Annotated in this window: 17 protein-coding genes; 9 read left to right on the top strand and 8 right to left on the bottom strand. The window is 70.9% G+C overall.

Going from position 1 to position 15,522, the window contains the following annotated elements:
- Positions 1 to 366 precede the first annotated feature (366 nt).
- Positions 367 to 1,173 carry a hypothetical protein gene (locus AC07DU_RS25155; protein ID WP_479113703.1) on the top strand — a complete coding sequence of 269 codons (807 nt, stop codon included), beginning with the start codon at positions 367 to 369 and terminating at the stop codon, positions 1,171 to 1,173.
- Here AC07DU_RS25155 and AC07DU_RS25150 read toward each other — a convergent pair.
- Positions 1,121 to 2,620, bottom strand: coding sequence for an MFS transporter (locus AC07DU_RS25150; RefSeq protein ID WP_479113701.1), 1,500 nt, complete (start codon positions 2,618 to 2,620; stop codon positions 1,121 to 1,123). The two genes, AC07DU_RS25155 and AC07DU_RS25150, sit on opposite strands and share 53 nt — an antisense overlap.
- 79 nt (positions 2,621 to 2,699) lie before the next feature.
- Here AC07DU_RS25150 and AC07DU_RS25145 point away from each other — a divergent pair, with 79 nt between their 5' ends.
- Positions 2,700 to 3,305 carry a helix-turn-helix domain-containing protein gene (locus AC07DU_RS25145; RefSeq protein WP_479113699.1) on the top strand — a complete coding sequence of 202 codons (606 nt, stop codon included), beginning with the start codon at positions 2,700 to 2,702 and terminating at the stop codon, positions 3,303 to 3,305.
- A 24-nt stretch (positions 3,306 to 3,329) separates the two neighbouring features.
- On the opposite strand, the gene AC07DU_RS25140 is transcribed toward AC07DU_RS25145, so the two are convergent.
- Both AC07DU_RS25140 and AC07DU_RS25135 read right to left on the bottom strand, forming a co-directional pair.
- On the bottom strand, positions 3,330 to 3,590 hold the full coding sequence (locus AC07DU_RS25140; protein WP_479113697.1) for a DUF397 domain-containing protein: 261 nt from the start codon (positions 3,588 to 3,590) through the stop codon (positions 3,330 to 3,332).
- Positions 3,550 to 4,398 carry a helix-turn-helix domain-containing protein gene (locus tag AC07DU_RS25135; protein ID WP_479113695.1) on the bottom strand — a complete coding sequence of 283 codons (849 nt, stop codon included), beginning with the start codon at positions 4,396 to 4,398 and terminating at the stop codon, positions 3,550 to 3,552. Before AC07DU_RS25135 ends, AC07DU_RS25140 begins: the two co-directional genes overlap by 41 nt.
- Before the next feature lie 169 nt (positions 4,399 to 4,567).
- Between AC07DU_RS25135 and AC07DU_RS25130 the strand changes: the two genes are divergently transcribed.
- Positions 4,568 to 4,825: a hypothetical protein gene (locus AC07DU_RS25130; RefSeq protein ID WP_479113693.1), complete on the top strand. Its 258-nt coding sequence runs from the start codon at positions 4,568 to 4,570 to the stop codon at positions 4,823 to 4,825.
- Positions 4,826 to 4,839: 14 nt separating this feature from the next.
- Here AC07DU_RS25130 and AC07DU_RS25125 read toward each other — a convergent pair whose 3' ends face one another.
- On the bottom strand, positions 4,840 to 4,998 hold the full coding sequence (locus AC07DU_RS25125; RefSeq protein ID WP_479113691.1) for a hypothetical protein: 159 nt from the start codon (positions 4,996 to 4,998) through the stop codon (positions 4,840 to 4,842).
- Positions 4,999 to 5,189: 191 nt separating this feature from the next.
- Here AC07DU_RS25125 and AC07DU_RS25120 point away from each other — a divergent pair, with 191 nt between their 5' ends.
- Positions 5,190 to 5,834: a class I SAM-dependent methyltransferase gene (locus AC07DU_RS25120; RefSeq protein ID WP_360897826.1), complete on the top strand. Its 645-nt coding sequence runs from the start codon at positions 5,190 to 5,192 to the stop codon at positions 5,832 to 5,834.
- 197 nt (positions 5,835 to 6,031) lie between these two features.
- Here the strand turns inward: AC07DU_RS25120 and AC07DU_RS25115 are convergent, their stop codons facing one another.
- Positions 6,032 to 6,613 (bottom strand): RICIN domain-containing protein, encoded by a 582-nt coding sequence (locus tag AC07DU_RS25115; protein WP_360897824.1) that lies wholly within the window; start codon positions 6,611 to 6,613, stop codon positions 6,032 to 6,034.
- 242 nt (positions 6,614 to 6,855) lie between these two features.
- Positions 6,856 to 7,857 carry an AraC family transcriptional regulator gene (locus tag AC07DU_RS25110; protein WP_479113689.1) on the bottom strand — a complete coding sequence of 334 codons (1,002 nt, stop codon included), beginning with the start codon at positions 7,855 to 7,857 and terminating at the stop codon, positions 6,856 to 6,858.
- Between the two features lie 140 nt (positions 7,858 to 7,997).
- Here AC07DU_RS25110 and AC07DU_RS25105 point away from each other — a divergent pair, with 140 nt between their 5' ends.
- The 5 genes from AC07DU_RS25105 (at position 7,998) to AC07DU_RS25085 (ending at position 14,249) form a co-directional block, all read left to right on the top strand.
- The gene (locus AC07DU_RS25105) at positions 7,998 to 8,996 is read left to right on the top strand and encodes an N-acetylmuramoyl-L-alanine amidase (RefSeq protein WP_479113687.1); all 999 of its coding nucleotides are present in this window, start codon (positions 7,998 to 8,000) and stop codon (positions 8,994 to 8,996) included.
- A 151-nt stretch (positions 8,997 to 9,147) separates the two neighbouring features.
- The gene (locus AC07DU_RS25100; protein ID WP_479034500.1) at positions 9,148 to 9,960 is read left to right on the top strand and encodes a hypothetical protein; all 813 of its coding nucleotides are present in this window, start codon (positions 9,148 to 9,150) and stop codon (positions 9,958 to 9,960) included.
- 170 nt (positions 9,961 to 10,130) lie between these two features.
- Complete coding sequence (locus tag AC07DU_RS25095) at positions 10,131 to 11,141, top strand: LLM class F420-dependent oxidoreductase (RefSeq protein WP_479113685.1); 1,011 nt, start codon at positions 10,131 to 10,133, stop codon at positions 11,139 to 11,141.
- A gap of 200 nt (positions 11,142 to 11,341) precedes the next feature.
- Entirely contained in the window at positions 11,342 to 12,937 is a 1,596-nt protein-coding gene (locus AC07DU_RS25090) for a hypothetical protein (protein WP_479113683.1), read from the top strand.
- Between the two features lie 10 nt (positions 12,938 to 12,947).
- A complete protein-coding gene (locus AC07DU_RS25085) occupies positions 12,948 to 14,249 on the top strand; it encodes a hypothetical protein (RefSeq protein WP_479113681.1) in 1,302 nt (433 codons plus the stop codon).
- Positions 14,250 to 14,315: 66 nt separating this feature from the next.
- Here AC07DU_RS25085 and AC07DU_RS25080 read toward each other — a convergent pair whose 3' ends face one another.
- Positions 14,316 to 14,747 carry a hypothetical protein gene (locus AC07DU_RS25080; protein WP_479113679.1) on the bottom strand — a complete coding sequence of 144 codons (432 nt, stop codon included), beginning with the start codon at positions 14,745 to 14,747 and terminating at the stop codon, positions 14,316 to 14,318.
- Positions 14,748 to 14,794: 47 nt separating this feature from the next.
- The gene (locus AC07DU_RS25075) at positions 14,795 to 15,298 is read right to left on the bottom strand and encodes a hypothetical protein (protein WP_479113713.1); all 504 of its coding nucleotides are present in this window, start codon (positions 15,296 to 15,298) and stop codon (positions 14,795 to 14,797) included.
- Positions 15,299 to 15,522 lie beyond the last annotated feature (224 nt).

Genomic DNA, 15,522 nt, shown 5'->3' with positions numbered 1-15,522 from the left:
CCGGCCCACCCCGTACCACCCAAGCCACCCCCGAAACCGGACCACCCAACGGCACCCAAGCCACCAAAGCCGGCCCACCCCGTACCACCCAAGCCACCCCCGAAACCGGACCACCCAACGGCACCCAAGCCACCAAAGCCGGCCCACCCCGTACCACCCAAGCCCCCCCCGAAACCGGACCACCCAACGGCACCCAAGCCACCAAAGCCGGTCCAGCCAGTGGCACCCAAGCCACCCCCGAAGCCGGACCACCCAACGGCACCCAAGCCACCAAAGCCGGTCCAGCCAGTGGCACCCAAGCCACCCCCGCCGAAACCACCGCCCCCGCCGCCGGAACCCCCCGCGCGTCCGCAGTTGGATCAGCCGGTGCCGCCCGCACCGCCGGTGCGGCCCGGCATTCCGACTCTGCCCCCGACGATTCCAGATCAGCCGAGTAATCCAGCGCCGGACGTAACCGTCAAAAAGGTGGCGATGGTTTCGTCGGTCACCCCCGGCGAGCTCCAAGGTTTCATTATCGAGGTGGTCAATCACGGAAACAGCACAGCGACCAATGTGAAAGTCATCGACAATTTCGGGCCCGAGATGGGCCCAGTGCTCGATGCGGATTGGCTGGCAGCGGCAGGTGAACCCCAACCATGCGCCCCCATCCCCGCAGACCAGACCCGGCTCACGTGCGCCGTTTCGGATATCGCCCCTGGCGGGAGCGTCAGGATTGCCATCCGCATGGGCATCACCACCCGGCTGGGGGAGGGGCACAGCAACGATCTCTTCGGCAAGAAGACGAACACCGCCCACGCGGTCTTCGACCAGGGTGAAGCCAGTGGAAGCGCAGGGTTCACTGTCAACGAGGGGCCCAAGCTGTCCGACAGCGACCTCCAAGACGAGCTGAACGCGATCAACAAATGCGGCAGGAACCTGCAACCCTTTGGCATCACCGCAGGGGCATTGGGTACTTTCGCCGAGACGATGGACGATCAGCGTCAGCAGGGAGTTTCCACGAAAGACGCTGCGTTGATCGGCTACAGAGAAGCTCTCTTCAAAGTCGGGACCGAAGCGGCGACCTCTCTGGTGAAGATTCGCGCGAACGCCTCCGTGGCCGATGTGACGCGCGTCCTCTCCGTCACCGGGGATTGCAGCACCTTCGTGAAGGAGGCGCTGGGGATACGGCCGTGACAGGCAACTTCGTCGGCCGGGATCCCGCGAGGGCGAGGCCCAGCGCGAGGCCGATCAGCAGCGCCGCGACGGCGAAGGTGACCCGCGTGCCGGTGGCCACGGCCGGGGCGCCCGCCGTCGTGATGTCGCTCGTCCCCGACGCGAAGGCGAACACGGCGCCCATCACGGAAGCGCCGGTGATCAGCCCGAGGTTGCGAGAGAGGTTGAGCATCCCGGAGACCACCCCCCGCCGGTCCGGCCCGACGTCCGCCATGGCGGCGGTGGTGTTGGCCGTCTGGAACAGCGCGTAACCGGCGGTCACGACCACGAGGGGAGCCACGTACCCCAGGACGCCGAGACTCCTCGGCAGCGCGGCCAGGACGAGCGCGCCGACCACCATGGCCGCGAGCCCGGCGACGGTCATGCGGTGGGCACCGAAGCGATCCGCGATGCGGCCCGCCGGCACCCCGGCCAGCGCGGCGACCAGCGGACCGACCGACAGGACGAGGCCCACGGCGGCCGCCTGGAGGCCGAGGGCGCGCGAGAGGTGGAAGGGCCCGACCACCAGCGTCGCCATCATCACCGTGGAGACGAGCGCACTCGCGCCCAGACTCGCCCCCAGCCCCGGATCACGGAAGACGGCCGGCTGCACCAACGGCGACGCCGCCCGCCTCTCCACGCGCACGAAGAGACCGGCCCCGAGGACGGCGGCCACCACGAGAGCCGCGTTGACCGCACCGAAACCGCCGCGGCCCGTCGTCATCGCGAGGGCGTAGGCCCCGAGCGTCAGCGCGAGCAGCAGGGTGCCCAGGGGGTCGAAGCGGGGCCGCCGCCGCTCCGCGCCGGACTCGGGCCGCCCGGCGGGCAGGTGGCAGTGGGCGAGGAGGAGGGCCAGGATGCCGAGCGGCACGTTGACGAGGAAGACCGCCCGCCAGTCCAGTGCGGATATGAGCGCTCCGCCCAGCGACGGGCCGAGAGCGGTACCGGTCGCCGACATCGTCGCGAGCAGCCCCATGGCGCTGCCCGTCCGCTCCTTCGGGACGGTGTCACCGACGAACGCCATGGTCAGGGCCATCATCACGGCCGCCCCCAGGCCCTGCGCGGCGCGGGCCGCGATCAGCACCCCCAGCGAAGGCGCCAGGCCGCACACCACCGAGGCCGCGGAGAAGAGGAGGATTCCGGCCAGCAGCAGCCGGCGGCGGCCCATGAGGTCACCGAGCCGTCCGACGCTGACGATCAGGGTCGTGATGGCCAGGAGGTAGGCGAGGACGACCCACTGGACGCTCTGGAAGGAAGTGCTGAAGGCGTCGGCCAGGGTCGGCAGGGCGACGTTGGCGATGCTGGTGCCGAGCGAGGACAGCAGCACGGACAGCGACAGTCCGGCGAGCGCCCAGCGGGCCGAAGGCCTCCGCGTCCCTGCCTGTTTCTGCGTCTGCTCTGCGCCATCTGAGGTCAGGTCTGTGTTCATGGCGCGGAGCGTGCGCCCGCCGCGCGAAGAGCGGCAACTCCTGTTGCCGTTTCCGGGACAGCCGGATGGAATGACCCCCATGGCCAGCACCGACGCACCCGACACACCGGACGCGCCCTACCGCACCGTCCTCGACGAGGTCGCCCCCCGGCTCAGGCGGCTGCGCGCCCAGCGCGGCCTCACCCTGGCCGCACTGTCCGAGGCGACCGGCATCTCCAAGAGCACCCTGTCCCGACTGGAATCCGGCCAGCGCCGCCCCAGCCTGGAACTGCTGCTCCCGCTCGCGGGCGTCTACCAGGTACCCCTGGACGACCTCGTCGGCGCGCCCGAGGTGGGCGATCCCCGGGTCCGGGCGACCCCGGGCAAGCTGGCGAGCGGCGGTACGTACGTCCCGCTGTCGCGGACCCCGGGTCCCCTCCAGGCGTACAAAATGATCATCCCCGACCGGGGCACCGAGCCGGTCCTGCGCGCGCACGAGGGCTACGAGTGGCTGTACGTGCTCGACGGCCGGCTACGGCTCGTCCTCGGGGAGCACGACCTGATCCTCGGCGCGGGCGAGGTCGCCGAGTTCGACACGCACGTACCCCACTGGTTCAGCAGCGCGGACGGGCGCCCGGTCGAGGTCCTCAGCCTCTTCGGCAGGCAGGGCGAGCGCATGCACGTGCGCGCGAAGCCCCGCGCGTGAGGTGGCGCGGGGCGGGCTCCCCTCCTACAGGGCGCTGACGAACGCGGCGAACGCGGTGGGGCTGACGGTGAAGGCGGGCCCGTCGGGGTTCTTGGAATCCCGGACGGCGACCAGACAAGGCTGGGTGGCCACCTCGACGCACTGGCCGCCGGTGTCACCGCTGTACGAGGCCTTGCGCCAGGCGGCGGCGCCGAGCGGGGCGCACTCGACGCAGTCGCCACCGGTGTCCGAGCTGAACGAGGACTTACGCCACCGCGCGCCCGACAGGTCCTGGATGGTCTCCATAACGTTCCTCCAATACGCGGGCGATCAGCGCCGCCGATTTCTCCAGGGAGAGGGCGGCGGCCTGCAAATGATCGTATCGGAGCGAACCCTCCCTGAGGGCCTGGGGATTGGCCGTCATATACCCCTGGACGAAGTCCTCGGTATAGACGAGGTCCGGGTCGTCGTCGAACCGCAGGATGTTGAACGAGCCCGGGAGTCCGGCATGGGCACCCGCCTCGAAAGGCAGAATCTGCACCTGGACCCACTCCCGGCTCTGCTGGGCCAGCAAGTGGGCAAGCTGGTTCCGCATGACCTCCCGGCCGCCGATCTCCTGGTGCAGCACGGCCTCACTCAGCACCACCCACATCAATGGCGGGTTCTCGCGGTCCAGGATGCGCTGGCGCTCCATCCGGGCGGCCACCTTCGCATCCAGGTCTCCCTCACCCCGGACACCCAGTACCGCTCGCGCGTAGTCCTCGGTCTGCAACAGCCCGTAGACCAACTGGGCCTGGTACGTCGAGAGATACGCGGCCCGGGCCTCCATCTCCGCGTACGCCTGGAACCACGTCGGCAGCACGCTCCGCAGGACCAGCCCCACCAGCCGCGAAAAATGCCCGTCCGTGCCCAGCGCCGCGTCCACCCGCTCCGAGAAGTCCCGCGTTGGCACCCGTTTCGTGTTCTCGATCATGCCGACCAGGGAGCCGGTGCAGTAGATGATCTCGCCCAGTTGCGCCTGCTTCAGCCCGGCGGCCTCTCTCAGCCGGCGGAGTTCGTAGGCGTAGTAGTCCAGCGGCGATGCGCTGGGGTCGAGTACGCGGACGCCGACCATGGGCAGCCACCCCTCAAGCTCGTCTCGTTGGTCTCCGTAGCCGAGCGTAACCACGCGATCGCGTTCAGGTAACACAAATCGCGTAATCGGCGGCTCCAGTCGGGCGAAAGAACCGCCCCGCCCGTCCCAGGGCCCATCACCGGGTGGCTCCAAGGGCGTTGGGGCCGTCATGGCTCACCTCACTGTTTCCCGCATCGTGTCGGGGGCAGCCCTGGCACTCGCCGTCGGGCTCGCCTCCGCTCCCGCCGCCCAGGCCGCTCCCGCCCCCGGGCGCCCGAGCGCCAGTCCCCTCGGCCTGGACAACCTGCCGTCGCTGCGCTTCCTCACTCCGACGGTCCGGCACGCCAAGCGCCAGGTCGCCGGCCTCGTGTCCGGGCTGTCCCCGGCACCGGCCAACGCCCCCGGCCTCGGCAGCCTGCTGAAGTAGCCGACGAAAGGCTCTCAGCTCTCGCCCCTCGACGTGCCCTCGGTCACCGTCGCCTGCTTCCCGACCGGGCAGCCAGGGGCGAACAACACGTTCAACGGCACCCAGAACATCAACTGTTCCCAGAGCGCGCAGTCCACCTCCAGCGGTTCGGGCTCGGGTTCGGGCGGGTTCACCGGCTACGAGGTGGTGACGGACTCCGTGGAGTGCCCCGTCGACGCGACCTGCTCCATCACCGTCACCTGTCCACGACGGCGGCGGCGGACGGGGGCCGGGCGGGCCCGGGGCGGGCGGGCCCCGGCATGGTGCCCTACCGGGCGGTAGGGCACCATGGGCCGCCACGACACGCTGAACGCCGGAGGAACCCATGGCCGCCACCCCCAAGCCGGAGACCCTTGCCGCTTTCGAGGCCGCCAAGGGGTTCATGCCCGTGCGCGAGGGCCTCGCCCTGTACGGGGCGGCCGCCGAGGCCGCCGCGCTGGGCCTGCCGCTGCTGGAGGTCGGGACGTACTGCGGTCGCTCCACCATCCTGCTCGCCGACGCCGCCCGCGAGGCCGGGGTGGCCGCGATCACCGTCGACCACCACCGGGGCAGCGAGGAGCAGCAGCCGGGCTGGGAGTACCACGATCCCAGCGTCGTGGACCCGGAGATCGGCCTGATGGACACCCTGCCGACCTTCCGCCGCACCCTCCACCGCGCGGGTCTCGAAGACCACGTGATCGCGATCGTCGGCCGCTCCCCGCAGGTCGCCGCCGCCTGGGGCGGCAAGCTCGGCTTCGTCTTCATCGACGGCGGCCACACCGACGAGCACGCCACCGGCGACTACGAGGGCTGGGCCCCGCACGTCGCGCTGGGCGGCACGCTCGTCATCCACGACGTGTTCCCGGATCCGGCCGACGGCGGCCAGGCCCCGTACCGGATCTACCTGCGCGCCCTGGCCTCCGGCGCCTTCGAGGAGATCTCCGTCACCGACTCCCTGCGCGTCCTGCGCCGGACCGGCTCCGCCGTCTAGATGTACGGGTCCAGGGTCGGACGCAGGCGGTGCGCTACGACTCTCTACGGCCTGGCCCCCGTGCACTCCTGGCTCATCCAGGCCCTACGGCGGGACCGCGACGCGTAGTCGCAGAGTCAGGGTGTGAAAGGACCTCCGTGCGGTCCGGAGCCGCACGGAGGTCATGGTTCTCGGCCTTCTCGGCCGGGCGTGGCGCCCTAGTGCCAGTACGCCCCGGGCTGGCCGTTGCAGTCCCACTGCTGCGCCCGCGCACCGTTGGACTTGGAGGAGTTCTCGATCTCCAGGCACTTTCCGCTCTTGGCGTTGACGACCCGTGCGGCGGTGCCCCCGACCACGTAGAACTTCCACTTCGAGCCGGCCTGGCCCTTGCAGTCCCACTGCTGGGCCCGCGCGCCGTTGGCCGTACTGGAGTTCTCGATCTCCAGGCACTTTCCGCTGTGGGCGTTGACGAGGTAGTAGGTGCCGCCGCCCGCGTCAGCCATGCTCCAGTTCGAGCCGGCCTGCCCGTTGCAGTCCCACTGCTGGGCCCGCGCGCCATTGGCGGTGGAGGAGTTCGAAATCTCCAGGCACTTGCCGCTCTGGTTGTAGATGTATCCGACGGCGGGCTCGGCTTGGAGAGCGAAATCCGTCGCCCCGCCGCCCTCTATGAACCGTGCCAGGAGCGGCGCCGGGGCGTTACCACCCGTGTCCGCCTCCAGCGCCGTCGCCGACGCCGGTGCGAGGGCCATGGACAGGACGAAGGCGCAGGCGCCGACAGCGAGAGTTCGCTTGAGCTGCATGATGAGTTCTCCCCGTTTGCTTTGTGCATTACGGTCTGGAAACGAGCTGCTCTGAGCGGCCGTGAGGGCATCCCGCCGAGCCACGTTGGATGGGGGCCGTACGAAGATGCGTCGCGTGCGGGCCTCGGGGGTGACCCGGGCCGGCAGGACCACAGCATGACCCTGGCGCGAGTCGTGCAGCTATCCGCTTTCGGCGGGGCGCGGACACGTTTCCGGATAGCGCAGCGCCCGGCCCCTCGGTTTCACCGGACGCAACGGGCGCTGCGCACCGTCTGCGAAGGGGTCTCCCCGTACGCTTTGCGATAGTGGCCGGCGAATCGGCCCAGGTGGGTGAACCCCCAGCGCAGGGCCACATCGGTGACCGTCTTCGACGCGTGGCCTTCGCCAACGGCCAGGAGATCGCGCCGCGCGAGGTCCAGCCTCACACTGCGCAGATACGCCAGCGGGGTGGTGGCCATGTGCGTCCGGAAGCCCTCTCGCAGACTCCGCACGCCGACCCGGGCGGCCTGAGCCATATCGGCCACCGAGATGGGTTCGCCGGCGTGTTCGGCGCAGAAGTTCGCGGCGCGGCGTACGGCGCTGGGCAGGGCTGCGCAGCCGCGGCCGGACACTGCTTCACTGAGCACGTGAGGCTGTGCATCCAGCAAACCGTCCACGAGGAGTCGCTCGAATTGCTGTACCGACATGGGCGAACGGGCGGCGAGGGAGGAGTCGGCGAACTCGGCGAAGTGCTTCACCACGCTCAGCCACGCCCTCACCGGGCCGGCCCGGTCATCGAGGACCGGAACGAAGCCAACGGGCCTCTGGGGCATGTCGCCGAGCCGGACGGCAAGGGCCTGATCGATGATCTGGCGCGGGATGATCAAAGCCCGGTTCACGCTGTCGTGGCTCCAGCGCATCGACAGCTTCTGCTCCGGTCCCGCGATGCTGAGCGGGGAGGAGAGCGTCTTTCCGTTCATGGTCACGGTGCCGTCGCCGGCGAGTGGGACGTGGATGTTGTAGAAGTCCAGCGGCACTCCGGGCGTGACATCGACCTCTGCGCCATACCCCAGCTCGTACACCGCGAGCGCCCCTTCATGGACGGACCGGAAACGGCCGTCGAGGGGATGATCGGCCAGAACCGATAATCGATGGGGCGCGAACCGCACGCTTATCAGGTCACTGAGTTCCTTGACGTCGCTCCCCCGGAAGAGAAGGCCCCGGGCGGTCTCGGTCCCTGAACCGACTGCGCTGGTCTCAGACATGTACGGATCCCTCCGGTAGCTCGCGGCGAATGCTGGAATCTACCGACGGGTGGGACGACGCTCCCCTCATATAAGCGCACCGCGCCCTCGGATGGCCCAGGATCCGGCCGCGCAACCGCGCAGCGGTCTAGCATCGCGGCGTGCGCAACGACGACACTCCCCCGCCCCCCGAGTCCGCCGCGTCGGTCAGTCCGGACCGGCCGTGGTTCGTGCGTCGCTCCACCCTGGTCGTCGCGGCCGCCGCGATCGCCCCGGCCTGCCTGGCGGGCTGGGTGGTGACCCAGGTGCTCGCCGGGGCCGGGCCGGACGGGCAGCAGCCCCGGCTGCTCCCGCTGCCCGCGTCGCACTCGGCCCTGTCATCGGGCCAGCGGGACGCGAAGCCGGGGGCCACGGCCACGCCGAGCGCGGACCCCGGTACGAGCCCCGGCACGAGCGCGAGCACCACGGCTGCCGCGCCCGCCAAGGGTCCGCTCGCCGGCAAGACGGTGGTCATCGACCCCGGCCACAACACCGGCAACTTCCAGCACACCGCTGAGATCGACCAGCAGGTGGACATCGGTACGGGCCGCAAGGAGTGCGACACCACCGGCACCACCACCAACTCCGGTTACATGGAAGCCGAGTTCACCCTCGACGTCTCCCAGCGCCTGCGGGCCATCCTGGAGGCCCAGGGCGTCAAGGTCGCCCTCACCCACCAGGCCGACCGCCCCTGGGGGCCCTGCATCACCGAACGCGCCCGCATCGGCAACGAGGCGAAGGCCGACGCCGTGGTGTCCGTCCACGCCGACGGCGTCTCCGCGGGCAACCGCGGCTTCCACGTGATCCTCCCGGCCAAGGTCAAGGGCGGCGGCGCCGACACCGCGCCGATCGTCGGGCCCTCCCGCGAGCTCGGCGAGCGCATCGCCGGGAACTTCGCCCGCACCACCGGCTCGGCGCCCGCCAACTACCTCGGCGCCGGTACCGGTCTGGTCGTCCGCGACGACCTCGGCGGACTGAACCTGTCGACCCAGCCCAAGGTGTTCATCGAATGCGGCAACATGCGTGATGCCAAGGACGCGGCGCAGCTGACGAGTCCGCAGTGGCGCCAACAGGCGGCCCAGGGCATCGCGGACGGCATCGTCGGCTTCCTGGGCGGGTAGTCCCCTCGGGAGTCCCGCCGGGACTTGGTCACCGCCCCGATCCTCTCGGCTGCGCGGAACCTCCGTACCATGGTGCCCGCCCGCCCGCTCCGGGCATGGTCTGCGCATGCGGCACCACGAGACGACCGAGACCGAGAAGGACACCTAAGACGTGAACATCCGCTCCCTCACTCGAGGCGACGGCGTGGTGATCGGAGCAGCGGTGCTGCTGTTCATCGCCTCGTTCCTTGATTTCTACTCCATGACCGGCGCCGACCTGCCGAACGCGTGGGACACCGACTCCTACGCCCTGGTGCTCCCCACGGTCTTCCTCATCGGCTTCATCGCGGTCGGGCTGCTCATCGCCGGCCGTTTCCAGCCGGAGACCCGCAAGGTGCTGGGCCTGCCGCTGTCGGCGTGGGGCAGCGCACTCGCGGTCTCGGCGGCCTGGTCCGCGCTGTGGGCCCTGATCACCTGCCCGTCCCGGCTCGACCTGGGCGCGGGCGCGATCATCGCCTTCCTCGCCACCCTGGCCCTGGCCGGTGTCGCCCTCTTCGGCGCCAAGGTGCCGGCGCTCGCGGGCCAGCTCGTGCCGGAGCCGAAGCCGGCCGCGGTCCCGCCGTACGGGGGACAGCCGCAGCCGGGTGCCGGGTACGGCTACCCGGGCGGCCAGCCGCAGCCGTACGGCTCTACCCCGCAGCCGGCCCCTCCGTACGGCGGCACCCCGCAGGACGCCCAGCAGGGTCCGGCGCCGACCCCGACCCCGGCGCCCGCCCCGGCGGCGGACTTCTCGCCGTTCTGGTTCGCCGTTCCGGTGGCCCGCCCCCTCTTCGCCGAGGACGGCTCCCCCACCCCGATCGCCGAGCTCGCCCCGGGCACCTGGTACCTGGCCGTGGAGCAGCGCGGCCCGGCCACCCTGATCGCTCAGACCCAGGACGGCCGCCGCGGCATCCTGAACGACACCTCGGGCATCCAGCGCGGCTGAACATCAGCCCCGCCGGCGTTTGAGGCGCGGGGGCCCGGGGGCATCGCCCCCGGCAACGGCGCCGCACACGGGACCCACGGCAAAGGCCCCCCACCCTTCCGGGCGGGGGGCCTTTGCCCTACAGTCACCTGACGCTTCGTCAGCAGACGGCTCGCCGGAGGGGACCGTACATGCGCCTAGGACTCGCACTCGGCTACTGGGGCCGCGGCCCCCACCCCGCCCACCTCGACCTCGCCACCCTGGCCGAGAGCCTCGGCTACGACTCGGTGTGGACCGCGGAGGCCTGGGGCTCGGACGCCTTCACCCCGCTGACCTGGATCGCCGCGCACACCTCCCGCATCCGCCTCGGCACGGCGATCGCGCAGATGGCCGCCCGCACCCCCACCGCCACCGCCATGCACGCCCTGACCCTGGACCACCTCTCCGGCGGCCGGATGATGCTCGGCCTGGGGCTGTCCGGGCCGCAGGTGGTCGAGGGCTGGTACGGGCGGCCCTTCCCCGCGAGCCCGCTCACCGCGACGCGCGAGTACGTCGACGTCATCCGCCAAGTGCTGCGCCGCGAGGGCCCCGTCGCACTGGACGGCCGCTTCCACAGCCACCCGTACCGCGGCCCGGACGGCACCGGCATCGGCAAACCCCTCAAGCCGATCACCCACCCGCTGCGGGCCGACCTGCCGGTCCTGCTCGGCGCGGAGGGCCCGAAGAACATCGCCCAGACCACCCGCATCGCGGACGGCTGGCTCCCCCTGTACTGGTCACCGACCCGCACGGACGTCTACCGGGCCGCGCTCACCGACCTTCCCGACGGCTTCATGATCGCCCCGATGGCCCGGGCCAAGGTCTGCGACGACGTCGCGGAGGGCCTCCTGCCGGTCAAGGCGATGCTCGGCTTCTACATCGGCGGCATGGGCCACGCGGCCCGCAACTTCCACGCCGACCTGATGGCCCGGATGGGCTACGAGGAGGAGGCCCGCCGCATCCAGGAGCTGTTCCTCGCCGGTCGCAAGGAGGAGGCCGTCCTGGCCGTCCCGGACGCGTTCGCCGACGAGATCTCGCTGATCGGCCCCCGCGAGCGCATCGCCGAACGCCTGGAGCTGTGGCGCAAGGGCCCGGTCACCGACCTGCTCCTCACGGCCCCGGACCCCCACACCCTGCGCGTCCTGGCGGAACTCAACACTTGAGTCGCGGACGGCCCTGCGTATTGCTCCATTATCGGGTGATCCCTCTTATCGCCCTCAAGCTGCCTTGCGGGCGCGGCAGTCGAACGACGCGCCGACCGTGTGGTTACGCTCCGTTTTCCCCGGATATGGTCGACCAGAGGGGCATACGGGTGGGACATACGGTTGGCGGCCTTGAGGGGCCGCCCCACGGAAGGAAGACGGTGCGGCAGCACTGTCTGAGCCTGATCCTGGTTCTCGCCGTCTGCACAGGGCTCCTCGCCGTGCTGACGCCGACCGCCAACGCCGCGCCCAACGTGAAGGTGACGGTCACGCTCGACCGCATCAGGGCGCTCCACAGCTCGGAGGAAGGGGCGTGCGGGTCGGTCGACTGGTACGCGAAGGTCTTCATCAACGGCGTGGCCTTCAACAACGAGGACACCGAGGAGCAGGACGACCTGGAGGGCCAGACCGACATCAGCCCCGGCTGGGAGTTCTCCACCGAGGTCGACGTCGCCACCCTCGATCAGAGCAGCGGCGTCGCGAAACTCCCCGTCACCATCGAGGTGTGGGACGAGGACGGCGGCTTCTGCGCCGGCGACGACCAGTACGACGCGTCCCCCGTGGTGGGACGGGGCATCAACTTCCAGATGGGCGTCTCCCCGTGCCGGGTGTTCTTCGGCCCGGGCGACGGAGAGGGCTGCGCGGGGAGCCGCGTCTCCTCCGGCACCGCGGAGGACCGGGCCGAGGTGACGTACAGGGTGGAGGCCGACGACCCGCCCAGCGCCCCGGGCCTGCGCATCAGGTGCACCTCCAGCACCATCAGGCCTACGGTGGGCAACCCCGTGACGATCACGGCCACCGCGCTCGACGGTGCGCTGATGCCCACCGTGATCGCCGATGAGCTGCAGATCACGGCCGTACGGAACGTCTCGGGCACCGCCGAACGCGTGCCGGTGGCCGACCGGAGGGTGTCCGGCGCGAACAGTACGTCGCTCACCTTCACTCCCGCCGAGGGCGGAGACCTCGTCTACGGCTGCCGCCTGCGCGAGGGCGCCACGGGGCTCTTCACCGGCTGGCGCCGTGTGGACGTCAACCCGGGCAACTCGGCCGAGCCGCTGCCGATCTCCTACAGCGGCCCCCGCTCCAGCCGGCTCGACATCGTCTTCGTCGCGGACCGGGACAGCTACACGGGTTTCGACGACCCGCAGTTCCTGATCGACGTCCGCAGCGTCATCGACACCTCCTACTACGGCTTCGACAACTTCCTCGCCAACCAGGACAAGTTCAACTTCTGGATCGCGCGTGCGCAGGCACGGGCCGACGACTTCACCGACGGAGACTGCGACCACGACCTGCCCGCCGGCTGGGACGAGGGCTTCGCCTTCGCGGACGCCGGCGCCATCCTGCACCGCAAGAACCAGCGCGACTGCGCCCTGCGCGGCGACCGCATCTTCTCCGGAGTGGTCGACACCAGCGTGCGCGGCGACGCCCTCCAGGTGGTCACCCACGAGACCGGGCACCAGCCCTTCGGGCTCGCCGACGAGTACCCCCTGATCGGTGGCTACTGGCAGCAGGAGGTCGCGCCCAACGTCTACGAGGACATGGCCGCCTGCATCGTCGACGCGCCCGCCCTGAACCGTGAGGCGACCGCCTGCCACCAGTGGGAGCGGACGACCGACTGGTGGCCCGACCCGGACTGGTTCAGCTCCGAACCCACCCCCGAAGACGTGATGTTCAACAACACCGGTCCGGCGAACGCCGCCGACCTCCGCAGATACAAGCTGATCTTCGACGACTGCTCGTCGGCGAAATGCTGAGGGGGCCACGATGAACCGTCACCGTTCACTGTTCGCGGTGCTCGTCATGGTGGTGCTCACCCTGGTGATCGCCCCGTTGCGCGGCTCCGCCGACTCCTCCCGGTTCGACGACCCAGATCCGGCCACCATCCCGCTTCCCGTCCTCGACTACGACGACCCAGCGAAAGCGGTCGTCGCCCGGGTCACCTTCGCCAGCCGTACCCAGGCCACCGTCGACCGTACGTCGGTCAGCCTTCAGCGGGCCCACACGCACATCGGCGACCCGCCGATCCTGAAGCTCAACCTCACGGACGTGGACGGCACCGTGACCGACCGCCTGAACGCCTGGAGCCCGCTGTGGGTCTTCTCGCACGGCGACACGGAGCGCATGGACGTCAGGCAGAGCGGATCGGGCAGCTTCATCGTGCCGTTCTCGCCGGAGCTCTCCACCATGACCATCACCGACGTGGCCTTGAACCGGGACGTCGTCACGGTAGACGTCAAGCCGGCCATCCGTGACTTCTGCGTGGCCCACCCCGCCGATCCCGACTGCCTGGAGAGCGACCTGTCGGTCGACGCCGTGGAGCCGACCGCGCCGCTCTTCGCGGTGCTGGGCAAGCCCGTCGCCGTGAGCGTCACCAGCACCGTCTCCAACGCCGGCCCGGACGGTCCGGCCGACGCGCGCGTGGAGCGCACGGTGGTCGCCGGTCCGGGGGTCACCATCACCCCCGCCGCGGGGGAGACGACGGACGTCTCGCTGGCCGTGGGGACACCCCAGCGGCTGGTGAAGACCTACTCCGTCACCTGCACCGCGCCCGGCGCGCACACGCTGGACTTCACCACGTCCGTGACGCCCAAGCGTGCCTCCGTGATCGATCTCGACCCCACCGACAACCGGCGCACCGAGCGGCTGACGGTCGACTGCGCCGTCCCGGTGACCATCAACATCCAGCCGGGCTCCGCCAGGAACCCGGTCAACCTGGGCGGCAGCACCCTGCCGGTGGCGGTGCTGACCACCACGGCGGGCGAGTACGGGAACCCGCTCGCCTTCGACGCGACCCGGATCGACGCGCCCTCGCTGCGCTTCGGATCCCCGAGCCTGCTGCTGCTCGGCAGGGGGGTGCCCGAGCTCCACAACAGGATCCATCCCGAGGACAGCCTGGAGCGGGACGAGGTCCGACGTGACGGCGACCTGGACGCGCTCACGCACTACCGGCCCCGCGACCTCGCTCTGACCACGGCCGACACCAGCGGCTGCGTCTTCGGGCGCTTCCTCGGCCCGAACGGACCGCTCAGCTTCTACGGCTGCGACAGCATCACGGTCGTCGGCTAGGAGCGACACCGGGCGGGGAACGGCGTGTTCGGCCGTTCCCCGCCCGGTGCTCTGCCTCCAGGGGCCTCAGCCCGCATCCGCACCCGTATCCGTATCCGTATCGGTGGCGCTGGCGCTGGCGGCCTGCGGTACGGCCTCCAGCAGTTCGCGCACGTCCAGTGGCATGACGGCGATCTCGATGCTCCCGCCGCCCTCGTAGGTGCAGGTGACGATCCGCGAGCCGGGGTTGATGGAGATGCCCTCCTTCACGGACGGCACCCGCAGGCCGGTGGCCCGGGCGCCCGGCAGTGGCAGGGGCTCGCCGCGCTGCGGGACCCAGCGGGCCGCGCCCCCGTCGGCGTACAGCCGGCCCGGCCGCCAGCGGCCCTGTCCGGCCGGCTGCCGCGCCATGCCGGGGATACCCGCCACGGGCCCGGCGGCCACCCGCGCGCGGTGCTTGCGCCGCAGCAGCCACCCGGCCCCGGCCGCCCCGAGGACGACCACCACGATCTCGATCACGGGCCCATTGAAGCAGGCCCGGCCCCGCCGGCCCGCGCTCGCCCGCGCTAGCGCGCGAGCTCCGAAGCGCTCGGGACCTTGTCGACGACCTCGGCGCCCGAGTTCCTGCCCGCCTCCTTGACGCCCTTGATCACGTTGTCGAAGTTGCTGATGTCGGCGTCGCCCGCCTCGCCCTTGCGCAGCTTGCTGCCGAGGCCCTTGAGGGAGTCGATGCCCGCCGTCAGCGGACCCATCGCCTTCGACAGCAGCGGGTCGCCCTTGGCGTTGTTGGCGGCGGCCTTCAGCCGGTTGTACGCGAACGCGCCCGCGAGGCCCGCCTTGATGAGGGCGAAGGTGCGCCCCTTGGCGCCCTTCTTGAACTTGCCCTCACGGTACGGCTTGACGATCCACTGGTAGGTGGCTCCGGCCGCGAGCCCCGCGTTGGCGACGAAGCGCGTCTTGGCGAACTTCTGCCGCTCGGCGGAGGTGCTGGGCGAGGGCGTCACCGCGGCGAGTTCGTCGGCTTCGGCGGCGGCCGGCTCCGCGGCGGCGAGGGCGGCCAGCTCCCCCATCGAGGCGGCGGAGAGCTCCTCCCGCGAGCTCCCGCCGCTGCTGCCGCCGCTGCCGCAGGCGGTGGCACCGGCCAGCAGCGCGGTGGAGAGCACCACCGCCGTGAGGGCGCGACGGAATCGAACGGTCGTGGACGTGGCTACGGACACGGTTTCCTCCGGGGACTTTGGTGTCCCCCGCAGCCTCGCCCGGGCCCCGGGAGCCCGCGACTTGAGGGACCCGTTCG

The organism is Streptomyces sp. NPDC045695 (assembly GCF_056432025.1).
This window is presented reverse-complemented; position numbering and strand designations above follow the sequence as displayed.